The following is a 14033-nucleotide window of genomic DNA, read 5'->3' as shown; positions in this document are numbered from 1 at the left end:
GGTCTCGTCTTCGACGAGACCGCCCAAAACCACAAAAAAGCGAGTAGTGAAAGCGGGATTAAGCTCCTGAAAAAATTAAGAATCTGATTTTTTGCTTCTGTTAATGAGATAATAAACGGGAAGTCCGAGAAGAACGATTAAAAATCCAGGCCAAGTGTATTGCTGTTTATAAATTAACAATAAGATACAAAATGCCGTTCCGATTACAAGATACACAATAGGAGTGATGGGATATAACCACGTTTTATAAGGTCTTTCTAGATTGGGTTGTTTAATTCTTAAATAAATTACTCCGAAAACCGTAATCATGTAGAATAACACAATGACGAACGAAATCATATCTAAAAGATTTCCGTACTGTCCGCTCAAACAAAGTACAGAAGCCCAAATTCCCTGCATCCACAATGCGTTTGATGGAACCTGGTTTTTATTATTTTCTACGGCAGATTTAAAGAATAATCCGTCTTTTGCCATGGTTTGGAAAACTCTTGCTCCCGCCAAAATCAATCCGTTGTTGCAACCGAAAGTAGAGACCATTACAAGAACTGCAATAATGACCGTTCCCGCACTTCCGAAAATATTCTGTGAAGCAGCAACCGCTACTCTATCATTGGCTGCAAAAGCAATTGAATCTCTATCTAAAGCATTGATGTAAACAAAATTCACAGCAATATAAAGCAACATAACCGCTGAAGTTCCTAAAATCATCGCTTTTACAACATTCTTTTTAGGATTTTCAATTTCTCCTGAAACGAAAGTTACACTTTCCCAAGCGACGGAACTGAAAACGGAACCCACCATTGCAGCTGCAATTCCGCCCATTAATGTCATTCCTGAAATTGGTTCCCATCCTGATTGTAAGAAATTACCTTTTTTATCTTTAATTAAATTACTGAAAGAATCTGTTCCGAAGCTGAAATTCTCTGCTAAATGAGAGAAATCTACAAGGATAAAACCTAAAGCTATTAAACCCAACAACGCAAGAATTTTTGATCCTGTAAATAGATTTTGTAAAATTTTTCCGCTTTCTACACCTCTTGTATTTATGTAAGTCAATAGAATAATTACAGCAATTGCTAAAATTTGAATCCATGTAATCTGAAATTCTCCACTCTGAAAAATAGGAGCTGCATTATTTAAATCCGGAACCAAATACGCAGTAAACTTTCCGAAAGCCATTGCAACCGCAGCAATTGTCCCAGTCTGAATAACGGTAAACAATCCCCATCCGTACAAAAATCCCATTTTCTTTCCGAAAATTTCGGTGATATATGTGTATTGTCCGCCAGCTTTAGGAAAAAGTGATGATAATTCACCGTAACTGATTGCTGCGGCAACCGTCATTGTTCCGGTGATAATCCAAACGACTATCAACCAGTATCCTGAGCCCAGATTTCGCATCATATCAGCGCTTACGATAAAGATTCCGCTTCCAATCATAGAGCCCATTACAAGCATGACAGCGTCCCAAAGCTTCAGTTTTTTCTGCATATTTAATTATTACGCTCAAATATAATTAATTATGCAATAGATTTCGGATTTTGTTTTAAAATTAAAAATAACCTGTCTTTTATCAAGTTTATAAACATTTTAAATTCAATTTTTATTATTAATTTTGGAAAAAATATCAAAATGAAATTTAAATCCATATTATTAATAGCTGCAGTAAGCATGTCTACATTAGCTTTTGCACAGGAAGGAAAGAAATTCGGACCTCCTGCAGGAAATGCAATCGTAGGTGACACTTACGGATCTACAGTTACATCAACAGAATCTAAAGCGATGAGCGTTGATAAATTGGCAAAAAAATTGAAAAAAGACAACAAAAAAGTTGAGAATGTTGCCATTAAAGGAAAAGTAGTTGACGTTTGCGACAAAAAAGGATGTTGGTTGACGATTCAAACTGAAGACGATACTCAGTTTTTTGTTAAAATGAAAGATTATGGGTTTTTCGTACCGACTGCTTTGAAAGGTAAAAACGTAGTTTTGGAAGGTAATGCTGAAAGAAAAGTAACTTCTGTCGACGAGCAGAAACATTACGCAGAAGATGCTAAAAAGCCTCAGTCTGAAATTGACGCTATTACAAAACCAAAAGAAGAAATCAGATTTGTAGCAAACGGAATTAAAGTTGTGAACTAAAATTTAAATTATTGTCATTCTGAATGAAGCTTAGCGAAATGAAGAATCTATAGATTTCTCCTAACGTCGAAATGACATTAAGTATAAGACAAAAGCGGAACAAATTGTTCCGCTTTTTTAGTCTTGTATCTTGAAATTTATTTCTGCATCAAGTTTAGGATATTTTGCATCAGAAATATATCTTTTTCCTGTACAATCAACTTCAAGCCAACCTTTTCTTTTTACTTCACCTGCTTCCATTACAAAAGGGATAAATGAAATATCATCTTTTCCATTTTCATAGATTTCTCTGTATTGAACTGCAATGTCTAAAATACACTCGTGTTCTGTATTTAATTTTACATTTCGGTAAATAATATCGTAATGCGTTTCCTGATTTTCGGGAATTTCCTGATAAATCTCCCAACCTCTTGTATCGGAATTTAGCTCACTTATTGCTTTTAAAGCATAATACAAAGCAATTGTGTAATACTTCCTTGTTTCTTTTCTTGAATAATCATCTACAAAATGTCCACCTTCAAAAAGAATTGTAGGCATCCCGGCTTTTATGAAATTATCGCCAGTTGAAGTCGGATAAAACTCATCAGAATACCTCCCAATCTGATTCGGAATTAATTCTTTTAAATGAGTATAAATATTGGCAATTACTGCCATACATTTTTTCCTGTTTTCTGTAACTGTACGTTCAACATTTTCTGAAGGCGCTAAAAAGGAGAGTGTCGCAGGATGTATTCCATCTGTTGTAAAAATCGTGCGTTGCTCATGAAGATTTAATGCATAATCAAACTTTTTTGAAGTGGCTAAATTTTTTAAGAACTTTATCTCTTTACTCGCTTCATTATGAAAGTCACGGTTAAGATCGATTTCGGAAGCATTTAATCTTGTCCATTTCTCAGAGCCATCTGGATTTAACATAAAAATAAAATCTAAACTGATTTTACTGAATAATTCATCTTTTAAATCATGAGCACTTTCTAAGCTTTTCAATAAATCAAGCATTGCGTGCGTTGCGTTTGATTCATTTCCATGCATTTGTGACCAAGCTAAAACATTGATTTTACCTGTTCCAATACTCAGTTTATAAATAGGCTTATCTAAATATGACTTTCCAATCTCTTGAATATAATCGTTGAGATTCGTCTGTAAGTATGAAAATAATTTTTCAGGGGAAATATAGCGATTAGGAAAATCAGAATTTACAGTGTAGAAATGTTCAAAATTCATTCAATAATAATTTACATTTTTCAAATTTAATCATTTTAGATCTAAAATTAAAATTAACAATTGTAACTTAATTAAACAATGTAAATTGACAGATTGTCTGTTAGTAAAATTGTGGATTGTTAATAATTTAATTTGTTATATTTATTTATTTATATTTCAGTTATTTATAAAATTTAAGTAAAGTCATTTAATAGATTTACTTTAAGTGTTGATAACTGTTTTTTAGCTAAAATGAGCGTAACTAACTTAAACAATCCAAGTGTGGAAAAACTTATAGGAAAACTATATTATACAAATGTTAATTGTTGATAAAATTAAATTTTGCTTTGGAAATTTATCATCAATTGCACTTTAATTGGGAGATGTAACTTTTGTACCAAATCAGGAAATTATAATTCATCTTTGAATCTTAAAATATTGTTAAAAGTGTTTATCAATGAGCATTTACATCAATAATATTACAATTATACGAGAGAGGTTACCTTAAAATAGAGGTTTAACAATCATTTAAACCGTCTCCTACTCCATTATGTTATAGAAGCCATGGAAAAGTCCTGTTATTAGTGGAAAGAGAGAATTTAGCGCTAATATGATAAAAGTATTATATCAGTGATTTTTATTATTGATTTTACTTCATCTTTTACTTTAAGTAAAAATTTAATGAAGTTTAATTGTGGAAATTTTGTTTAATAATTTATCTAAATAAATTTTACTAATAATATAAAATACTGGTTTTTAGTCATATATACTCATTTACTTTTGTATATCTGATAACTTTTAATAGTTTACATTTGTATTTGCGTTTTGTAAATTTAATATTTACATTTGTAAAAGTTATTTTACAGCTTATTTTATGAGTTTAAATGAAAGAATTTCAAAAGTTATAGAGTATTCCGGTTTTACGCCATCCGAATTTGCGGATGAAGTTGATGTGCAACGCTCTTCTATTTCTCATGTGACTTCCGGAAGAAATAAACCATCTTTAGAATTTATCATAAAAATAAAATCCCGCTTCCCTGAGATTTTATGGGATTGGTTAGTAAATGGTGATGGCGAAATGTTAAAATCTGATCTTCCCGATACTGAAGAACAAACTGCGGAAGAAAAATTAAAACCAACTTCCCTGCCCGATTTATTTACGATGATGAATGATGATGAAGATTTTGGAAGCGAAGAAGAAATTATTGAAGAGGAAAAACCAATTTTTACAAGCCCTTCAGAATCGGTTAAAATGTACCAAAGTAAAGCCAATGAAAAAATAATCGATTCTCAGCGATTAGAAAAACCAAAAGAAGAAATAATTGATAATCAAGAAAATAAGATAAAACGAATCGTTATCTTTTACGAAAACGGAAAATTTGAAAGTTTTGAGCCTTAATTTTAAAACTCGCTCAAAATTTAAAACGAGAAAAGCTCAGTCATGAAGACCGAGCTTTTTTATTTTTATATGGAGGAGAAAAAATTATTTCTTTCTTCTATCCAGTTCTTTTTTAATCAAACCTAATTCTCTTCCGGTTTGTCCAGCCACTGATGTGTTTTCTCTTGCTCTTCTTGTAAGATATGGAACGACATCTTTTACGGGACCATAAGGAAGATATTTTGCTGCATTATAACCTTTATCAGACAAATAGAATGTGATATTATCACTCATCCCGTAAAGTTGCCCAAAATAGATATTTGGATGCTTATTTTCAAGATTATTTGCCTTCATTTTATCCATTACTAACTCAGAAGAAATCTCATTGTGCGTTCCGAAGAATGCAGAAACTTTATCTAAGTGATTCATTACAAAATCAATTCCTGAATTGTAATTTTTATCTGAAGCATCTTTTGTCGGTTGAATAGGATCTGCATATCCTTTCTCTGCAGCTCTCGCACGTTCTTTTTCCATGTAAGCGCCACGAACGATCTTGTAACCAATGAAATAATTCTTTTCTCTTGCTCTTTGAAGATTTTGCTCCATATATTCAAGACGACCGGTTCTGTACATTTGAATGGTATTCCAAACGATTGGGTTTTCCTGGTTGTACTTTTCCATCATCTCTTCGCAAAGTTGGTCTGCTGCATCCTGCATCCAGGTTTCTTCTGCATCCACCATTACTTTTTTGTCGTGCTCATGGCAAAGTTTACAAACTTCATCAAACCTTTTCACAACTCTTTCCCACTCTTCTTTCTGACTTGAAGTTAATTCTGAACCATTTCCAACAGCTTCATACAAATCGATTCTTCCAAAAGCAGTAGGCTTAAAAACGATAAAAGGAATGGCAGGATTCCCTACAGAAAATTTAACGATATCTTTAATTTCCTGACAAACAGCATCAAAAGTTTCTTCGTCCTCTTTCCCTTCAATCGAGTAATCGAAAATACTTCCAACACCTCTTTTGAAAAGTTGTTTAACCGCTTTCATGCTCTCTTCACGAGTTTCACCACCACAAAACTGCTCAAACAAAGTGTTTTTCACAATAGTATTGACGAATGGAAAATTATTATGAACGGTAAAATTCAGGACAGAAGTTCCAAGATTTGTTAAAGCGGGTTGCTCAATCATCTTAAACATCCAATACGCTTTTCTCAACTGAGCATCAGTTTTGTCAGCAAATGCAACTTTAGTATCGTTAAAAATGGGCATTCTTTTTTGTTAATTTAATTTTGCAAATGTAAGAATAACCTAAGTTGTTTTAAAACTTTTTTTCTATAATTTACCCTCAATTCCGTTGAGTAACATTGCTAGAATTCCAACGAAAACCCAAAACCTTAAAACATTGAGCGTTAAAAACTTAGCACGTCTTGAATAATTTAGAAGCAGATAAATACAAATAACCATAACGAACAAACCTCCGGTAAAATAATAGGACATGAAACCAATAATTCCTGTTTTAGCAATCAATTTCATTGAAACTGCCATTGTAATTATTAACAAAGAAATCAGAATAATTTTGGTATTCTTACTTTTAAAATAATTTGGAATGGTTATATATCCGAAAGCTTTGTCTACACTTTTTGTTAGTGTATCTTTCACAATATCAATGCATAAGAGAATTAGAAACAGAAAAATTGCCATTAATAAAACTTTCTTTGAAAAAGTCTCATAATAAACCATCATTCCAAAGAAAGGATATAATGTTAAACTGACAAACGTGAGATTATTTAAAATTAAAATTCTGCTCAGTTTATGACTGTAAAACCACATAAAGAACTGATAGACAATAAAGAAAATTAATACCCGATAAGAAATAAAACTTGCAACTCCGAGTGAGATTATAGTTAAAACTAAATAAGCGTACAGAAAATATTTTTGTTTAATAAAGCTCTGAATTCTTGTACGGAAAGGCTTTACAACATGGTCTTTTTCAAAATCGTAAAACTGGTTGATAATTCCGCCTGCCAGAATGCTTAAAACGGTACAAAAAATAATGCCGTGAACTTTAAAATCAAAGACAAACTTTCTGAAAGATTCTTCCTGATTAAAAAGAAAGAAAGTGGAAACATACAATGCAAAAGTAAGCAATGCAGCCACAAAAAAACGTGCGCCTAAAAGAAAGCCCACGAATTGTGATAATCTATAATATAAAGATTTTTGGATATAATTTTTCTGTTGGAAACTCTCTTTTTCAGAACCCATTCCCAACTTTTTAGAATCTATAAATCACTTCTTTTTGGAAGCCATCAAGCATTTTTTCTGCTTTTTCGTAGTCTTTTGTAAACCCTAAAATGTAACCACCACCTCCGCTTCCGCAAAGTTTCAGGTAATAAGCATTTGAATCTAAACCTTTTTTCCAGATATTGAAAATACTTTCAGGAATCATCGGACGGAAATGTTCGTAAGCCCAGTGAGAAAGCTTTTTAAGGTTTTTAAAAAACGGATTCATATCTTTTTTAAGGAAAGAATCGATACAAGCGTTATTATAGCGAATAAACTCTTCTTTAAGCGTTTTACGGAAACCTTCTGTCTTCATTTTTTCAAAGAAAATCTGAATCATTGGTCCTGTTTCGCCAGTAATTCCAGAATCGATAAGAAAAATTGCTCCTTTTCCTTCTTCACCTTTCGGAATAGCTACTTTGTCTAAATTCTCCTTATTTTCAATAAGAATCGGAAGGTTCATATAGCAAATTAGAGGATCCATACCAGAACTTTTGCCGTGGAAATAACTTTCCATTTCGCCAAAAATAGCTTTAATATTTTTTAAATCGTCTTTAGAGATGCTGTCCGGATTATGTTTTGTAAAACAGTATTTTTCAAAAATTGCAGCAACCAAAGCTCCTGAACTTCCAACCCCATAACCTTGAGGAATATTAGAATCAAAGAAAAGTCCGTTTGAAATATCTTCTTTAAAACGATTTACATCTAATCTGAATTGCTCAGGTAGACTTAAATTTTCAAGAAAATCGGCGTATTTCTGTAAATGATAATTTGATTTTTTTTCAAACTCTGAATCTGAATCTGAAAACTTCAATGTGCCTTTATAAAAACTGTATGGAACTACAAGACCTTGTGAGTCTTCTATCATACCGTATTCCCCGAAAAGGATAATTTTAGCGTAAAATAAAGGGTTCGTCATTGTGTGTTAAAATCTTTATGCAAAGTTAGTGTAATTCTGCTGAATATTAACAAATTTTAAGCCAATATAGAACTTATATTTTCGTTTTTAAGAATCTGATCAGAATCGCTCCAGTAGCAAAAAATGCTGACATTGAGATGAACGCATATTGCATATTATGAAACTTTTGTATAAACACACTAAATATAAGCATTCCACAAATGATTGCTAATTTCTCAAGAACATCATAGAAGCTAAAATATGTAGTATTTTCCATTGAATTTTCAGGTAACAATTTTGAATAGGTTGATCTCGACATTGCCTGAAGACCACCCATTACTAAACCAATCAAACCAGCCAATCCATAGAACTGAAGCTGAACATTCGGGTTTTCTTTATTTAAAGAATATGCAGAAAGACAACATCCAATCCAAATGATAACTGCAATCGTAATCACATTTTTATTACCAATTTTTTTTGATAATCTTGAGAATAAAAATGCTCCGAAAATTGCAATAATCTGAATTACTAAAATGGTGATGATTAATTTATATTTATCTGCTTCTTTTGGGAAAATCACTGTACTTCCAAATGGAACTGCCATTAAGAAGATAGTCTGCATTCCGACACTGTAAAAGAAGAAACTCGAAAGAAAAAACTTTAAAGCTTTATCTGAAAAAAGTTTATTTCCTACTCTGAATAATTCTCTAAAGCTCTCTTTAGCAATATCTTTATAGAAACTTATGTTATCTTTTAATACTTCAAAAAATCCACCTTGCTCTTCGTGTCTTTTGAAGATATTCTTATAATTTAATAAAACTAAATCTTTTGGAAGTTTCTCTTTCACATCTCCAAATTGTGGTAAATGTTTGAAAGTATATTGTGAAAAACCAAACCACCATGCCCCTGTCAATAAGAAACTCACTCTGATATAAATTTTAGCCTGCTCAGGACCTTTCGCAAGCACCTGAATTAAAATCAAACAGATAATTAAAAGAACAACCGAACCGATGTAACCATAAATATATCCTTTCGCAGATAATGAATCCTGCTTATCTGGAGTTGCAATATCAGGTAAAAATGAATTATAGAATACCAAACTTCCCCAAAAACCAACACTCGCTGTAATACTGAAAAGTAATCCTAAAAATACATTTTCCATTCCTGTAAACATCGCCAATCCCATACATGACGTTGCTCCCAAGTAACAGAAAAACTGTAGAAAAGATTTTTTATTACCAATTGTATCTGCCAATGAAGATAAAAATGGAGATAAAAGTACCACTAAAAAGAATGAAATTGCATACGAAAAGCTCAAAACCGCTTCCGGCTCATAACCTTCCCCAAAAATCTTAATCATGTGACGCACCGGAATTTCCTGTACTTCTCCAGCTTCCGGAACAAATTCCTTTTTATTATAAGCAGTCGTTAAAATGGTGTAATAAATAGGGAAAATTGCAGATGTAATTACCAAAGAATAAACAGAGTTTGCCCAGTCATAAACTGCCCAAGCCTTCATTATTTTCGGATTATTCTTTATATTTTGAGTCGGTTGAATTTCAGTTTCAGACATTTTCAAACTAATTAGTTGCACAAAAATAGAAAAACCGCTGAACATTCGGCGGTTTTTATTTTTTTTAGGTTAAATTTTATTGATTTGTTAAAATTACAATGACGTAAAAGATTTCGGGAGCATATTAACAAAGGTGTAGCTCCTACGGAGCTTCGCATTTTTCATTCTGGTTTGCTACAAAGATTTTGTTCCTATGGAGCATCTAAAATTTATTGCTGAATTTTGCAAAAATTTAATAATCTAAAAAGGTTTACTAAAAAGGTTTAAGCATAAAAAATCCGAAAACTTTCGCTTCCGGATTTCCAAGATTTATATAAAAACAATAATTACATATTCTCAATAACGATTGAAGAAGCACCACCACCACCATTACAGATAGCTGCAGCCCCGTACTTAGCGTTATTTTGTTTTAAAACATTAATCAAAGTAACGATGATTCTAGAACCAGAACTTCCAAGCGGGTGTCCTAAAGCTACTGCTCCACCGTTTACATTTACTTTAGCAGCATCTAATCCTAAGATTTTATTGTTAGCTAAACCTACCACAGAAAATGCTTCGTTGAATTCAAAGAAATCAATATCTGAAATTTCTAAACCAGCCTTCTTAAGAGCGATTGGCAAAGCTTTTGAAGGAGCTGTTGTGAAGTCCTCTGGAGCCTGAGCTGCATCAGCATAAGAAACAATTTTAGCCAACGGCTTTAAACCTAATTCTTCCATTTTTTCTTTAGAAACAAGAATTAATGCAGAAGCACCGTCATTTAAAGTTGACGCATTTGCAGCAGTTACCGTTCCTTCTTCTTTTTTGAAAACAGTAGGAAGTGTAGGCATTCTATCAAAATTTACCGCTTTATATTCTTCATCTTCAGCGAAAATTACTGGATCTCCTTTTCTTTGTGGAATTGATACAGGAACAACTTCTTCAGCAAATTTACCTTCGCTCCAAGCTTTTGCAGATCTTTTGTAAGATTCAATAGCAAAATTGTCCTGATCTTCTCTTGAAAAGTTATAATCTGTTGCACATTTTTCTGCACAAACTCCCATATGTACTTTATTGTAAACGTCTGTAAGACCGTCAAGAACCATTCCGTCCTGCATTTTTACATCGCCCAATTTTGTAGCGTTCCTTGCATTATAATAGTGAGGAACCATCGACATATTTTCCATACCTCCTGCAACGATTACGTCTGCATCACCTGCTTTTATAGCTTGTGCAGCCATTGTTACAGCTTTCATTCCTGAAGCACAAACTTTATTAATTGTTGTAGACGGAGTTTCGTTTGATAATCCTGCACCTAAAGCAACCTGTCTTGCCGGAGCTTGACCTTCACCTGCCTGAAGAACGTTCCCCATGTAGATTTCCTGAACATTTTTAGGATCAAGATTGATTTTATCTAATGCTCCTTTTACTGCTATTGCTCCCAATTTAGTAGCCGGAACTGTTGATAAACTTCCCATAAAACTTCCCATAGGAGTTCTTACTGCGGAAACAATGAATACTTCTTTCATATCTTCTTTATTTATTTTTAATTTTATAATTAATTTTTCTAATCTCTTTAAGCAGCTTTTTTACTTTTTACAAATACTAAAATAAATGCTCCCAAAAACTCTACAATCCAGCCCCACTGTAACTTTATTGTTCCGGCAAGAGTTTCAGTCCATGATTTAAAAGGTAAAAAGCTAAAGTAATTGAACGCTTGATATTTCGTAGCGAAAATGGTAAATGCAAATAATAGAATTAATAAAATTCCAAAAAATTTTACAACTTTCTGACTGTTATTAATGATTCCAAATAATGCGCAAGCCGAGAAAACCCAGCAAGCTCCTGCCAAATAGTAATCTAATTTCCAATAATTCCAATTTCCAGTGATTGGAACATGAACTAAGGGAAGAAAACTTCCAACGACAACTAAAATTAATCCTAAAAGCTGTAAATTTTTCATTCTTGATTTTACAATTTTAACTGAATCTCACAATGCCAAAATACAAAAAAAAACATACTTTTTATAAGTATGTTTTAAAATCAAATAATTAAAATTTAAACCAAAGTTTATATAAAATTATTACTTAAAATTTATTTAAAAATTAATATTTAATTCATTATGTTATCAATTTAAAAATTTATATAAAGTAATTCTAAACCAATCTGAATCCCATATTTGTTATTTATTTTAGCATTTTCGTTAAAAATAGGAGTAAAATCTTTCTTTACGTATAAATTTAATGCTCGATATCCTATGGAAATTTTACTTCCAAATAGAAAATTATTTGCAACACCTTTAATGTTTTCTGCGTCTCTTACCTTATTGCCTTCAAGATTCTTATAAATTATCTCGTTTTGGCTTAAAAATCTGTAACCACCATAAAATCCTGCAGAAACTCTAAAGCTTCCTTTTGAGTTATCTAGCATTTTTTCATTATTCTCTATAGTATATTTTGGATTTAAAACCATCACAAAATCGACAGGAATCGTTAAATAATAATTTGTAAATCTCGATTTTTTTAAATATCCTTTTGTGAAATCTGATAAAAAAATCTGATCTCCATCTTTTACAAATACTTGAGAATCTGCAAGTCTAAATGTACTACCTCTGTAACCTAATCCAATGCGGTAAAACATTGGTGAAGTTAAATTTCCTAACTGATGTGTGTATCGATACTCAAGATCCCAAGATGTAGAGCTTCCAAATTTAGCTTCTGAATCATTTGCAATATTAAAAGAAGTTGAAGAATTTGTAAGATTACTTAATGCTACAGAAATATTAAGATCAACAGTTGTTAAGAGTTCTTTCTTTGTACGTTTAGGATCTTTAATACTCAAAAGAGCATTATTTTGAGCAAATCCTATCCTATCAGACATTTTACCTTTTCCCATTACAGAATTTTTTACAAGTTCTTTAGTTGCTTCTTCCAAATTACTTTTTTGGTCATCTACTTTTTCATTGATAATTTGCTCATATTTTTCTGCAACTTCGGTTCTTTGTCTCTGTTTTTCTTCCGCAGAAACTTTATTTTCTTTAAACGATTTATCAAGTGCATCTAATTCATTATTCATTTTGGCTCTTTCTGAAACAATAATGCTATCAATTTTTTTTGAATAATCCCTGATATGTATATCTGTGTAGGATTTTTCCTGTGCATGAGCATAAAAAACCATTAGAAAGGCAAAAAATAAAACAATCTTTGTTTTCATATTTATTAATTTTTTAGACAATATTTCACTTCCGTTCAGTTATTTGAACGTTGATTTTAATGTTAAGTTTTTAATTTATTTATTAGTAATTATTCGGAATCTAAGGAATCTGAAATCACTGAAAATCCAAAAATTTTCAATGAATTCGGGCCTTTAATTTTACTCATATCAAATACTCCGAATTTTCTTTGGTCTTTGCTATTTTCCTCTCTGGTTTTATCAAGTTCTCGTCCTAAAAGCAAATCATCTGCGCTGATGTAAGAAACTTTTTTCTTTTCAGCAACTAAAGATTTCTCAAGAGGAACTTCTAACTTTTCAATTATAATTTGGGGGGCTTCAGGACTTTTAATTATTTGCTGAATTGTTACTAAATTTTTAGAAATTTCAGTTTTCTTAGTTGGTATTTCTGAAATAGAATTTAATTTATTATTGACAACTGCTTCCAAATCGGTAGAAACTTGATTTTGTACAAGATTTTCATTAGAAATAACTGTTTCAATAGGTTTTATTGACTTAAAACTATTTTCTAAAGTTTTTTTAACTACAATTATTTCTTTAGTTTTTGAAGTTTGATTAAAATTAAAATAATATAATCCTCCTAAAGAAATTAACAGAACAATAACAGCAGCATATTTCCACCATTGAAATGAAGGCTTTTTCACCGTTTTTTGTGCTTCATCTAACCCACTTTCAATTTGATCCCAAAGATTGGCAGAAGGCTTTATTTCGAGGTCTTCGTAGTTATTTTTTAACTGTTTCAGTATGTTTTTGTCCATTTTCTTTTGCTTTTAAATAATCTGCAATCCATTTTTTGGATTTGCTGAGCTGACTTTTGCTAGTACCTTCCGAAATATTGAGAATCTCTGCAATTTCCTGATGTTTTTTATCTTCAAATACATAGAGATTAAAAATCAATCGGTAACCTGTCGGCATTTGAGAAAAAATCTCTTCAATATTAATTTCAATCAGATTTTCATTTAGTTCTTCTTCAGAATAATCATCTGCAATCTCAATATCTGCGTATAAAATATTCTTGTTTTTCCTGACAAAAGTTATAGAATCATTGACGACAATTTTCCTCAGCCAAAAAGGAAAGCTTTTCCAGTCTTTGCAATCGTTGATTTTATTAAAACATTTCAGAAAAGCATTGAGTAAAATATCTTCCGCATCGTGAATATTATTTGTATAAGAATTTGAAACCGCCAACATTTTAGCTGAAAACAAGTCATAAAGTGCTTTTTGGGCTCTCCGGTCCTGTTTTTTGGCAAGTTTAAAATTCTCTTCTAAATGCTTCATTGGTTAGTTTCTATTGATAAGACGGTGAAATTTGAAAATGGTTGCCTAAAAATAAAAAAAATTGCACTTTATTT

The 14033-nt window shown here is 31.7% G+C and carries 13 protein-coding genes; 2 read left to right on the top strand and 11 right to left on the bottom strand.

Translation table 11 applies throughout. The annotated features are described in order from the left end of the window. Positions 1 to 75 precede the first annotated feature (75 nt). Complete coding sequence (locus OF897_RS05850) at positions 76 to 1491, bottom strand: APC family permease (RefSeq protein ID WP_267264750.1); 1416 nt, start codon at positions 1489 to 1491, stop codon at positions 76 to 78. Between the two features lie 141 nt (positions 1492 to 1632). Between OF897_RS05850 and OF897_RS05845 the strand changes: the two genes are divergently transcribed. After that, positions 1633 to 2139, top strand: a complete 507-nt coding sequence (locus OF897_RS05845; protein WP_267264749.1) for a DUF4920 domain-containing protein — start codon at positions 1633 to 1635, stop codon at positions 2137 to 2139. A gap of 117 nt (positions 2140 to 2256) precedes the next feature. Here the strand turns inward: OF897_RS05845 and OF897_RS05840 are convergent, their stop codons facing one another. Beyond that, positions 2257 to 3363 carry a M14 family zinc carboxypeptidase gene (locus OF897_RS05840; RefSeq protein ID WP_267264748.1) on the bottom strand — a complete coding sequence of 369 codons (1107 nt, stop codon included), beginning with the start codon at positions 3361 to 3363 and terminating at the stop codon, positions 2257 to 2259. An 853-nt stretch (positions 3364 to 4216) separates the two neighbouring features. On the opposite strand from OF897_RS05840, the gene OF897_RS05835 reads away from it, so the two are divergent. Continuing rightward, positions 4217 to 4741 (top strand): helix-turn-helix domain-containing protein, encoded by a 525-nt coding sequence (locus OF897_RS05835; RefSeq protein ID WP_267264747.1) that lies wholly within the window; start codon positions 4217 to 4219, stop codon positions 4739 to 4741. Between the two features lie 84 nt (positions 4742 to 4825). Here OF897_RS05835 and OF897_RS05830 read toward each other — a convergent pair whose 3' ends face one another. The 9 genes from OF897_RS05830 to OF897_RS05790 form a co-directional block, all read right to left on the bottom strand. Continuing rightward, positions 4826 to 5992, bottom strand: a complete 1167-nt coding sequence (locus OF897_RS05830; RefSeq protein ID WP_267264746.1) for a proline dehydrogenase family protein — start codon at positions 5990 to 5992, stop codon at positions 4826 to 4828. Between the two features lie 63 nt (positions 5993 to 6055). Beyond that, complete coding sequence (locus OF897_RS05825) at positions 6056 to 6985, bottom strand: UbiA family prenyltransferase (RefSeq protein WP_267264745.1); 930 nt, start codon at positions 6983 to 6985, stop codon at positions 6056 to 6058. A 10-nt stretch (positions 6986 to 6995) separates the two neighbouring features. Continuing rightward, positions 6996 to 7922 (bottom strand): mevalonate kinase family protein, encoded by a 927-nt coding sequence (locus tag OF897_RS05820; RefSeq protein WP_267264744.1) that lies wholly within the window; start codon positions 7920 to 7922, stop codon positions 6996 to 6998. A gap of 73 nt (positions 7923 to 7995) precedes the next feature. Continuing rightward, positions 7996 to 9474 (bottom strand): MFS transporter, encoded by a 1479-nt coding sequence (locus tag OF897_RS05815; RefSeq protein ID WP_267264743.1) that lies wholly within the window; start codon positions 9472 to 9474, stop codon positions 7996 to 7998. A gap of 326 nt (positions 9475 to 9800) precedes the next feature. Continuing rightward, positions 9801 to 10979 (bottom strand): acetyl-CoA C-acyltransferase, encoded by a 1179-nt coding sequence (locus tag OF897_RS05810; protein WP_267264742.1) that lies wholly within the window; start codon positions 10977 to 10979, stop codon positions 9801 to 9803. Positions 10980 to 11026: 47 nt separating this feature from the next. Next, positions 11027 to 11413 carry a hypothetical protein gene (locus tag OF897_RS05805; RefSeq protein ID WP_267264741.1) on the bottom strand — a complete coding sequence of 129 codons (387 nt, stop codon included), beginning with the start codon at positions 11411 to 11413 and terminating at the stop codon, positions 11027 to 11029. A 170-nt stretch (positions 11414 to 11583) separates the two neighbouring features. Next, positions 11584 to 12663, bottom strand: coding sequence for a hypothetical protein (locus OF897_RS05800; RefSeq protein WP_267264740.1), 1080 nt, complete (start codon positions 12661 to 12663; stop codon positions 11584 to 11586). Positions 12664 to 12752: 89 nt separating this feature from the next. Continuing rightward, complete coding sequence (locus tag OF897_RS05795) at positions 12753 to 13439, bottom strand: hypothetical protein (RefSeq protein ID WP_267264739.1); 687 nt, start codon at positions 13437 to 13439, stop codon at positions 12753 to 12755. Further along, on the bottom strand, positions 13405 to 13959 hold the full coding sequence (locus tag OF897_RS05790) for an RNA polymerase sigma factor (protein WP_116094273.1): 555 nt from the start codon (positions 13957 to 13959) through the stop codon (positions 13405 to 13407). Before OF897_RS05790 ends, OF897_RS05795 begins: the two co-directional genes overlap by 35 nt. Positions 13960 to 14033: the final 74 nt, after the last annotated feature.

Origin of the sequence: Chryseobacterium formosum, assembly GCF_026460885.1 — a bacterium.
Taxonomy (GTDB): domain Bacteria; phylum Bacteroidota; class Bacteroidia; order Flavobacteriales; family Weeksellaceae; genus Chryseobacterium; species Chryseobacterium formosus.
Note: the sequence above shows the minus strand (reverse complement) of the source record. Positions and strands in the feature narration are given on the sequence as shown.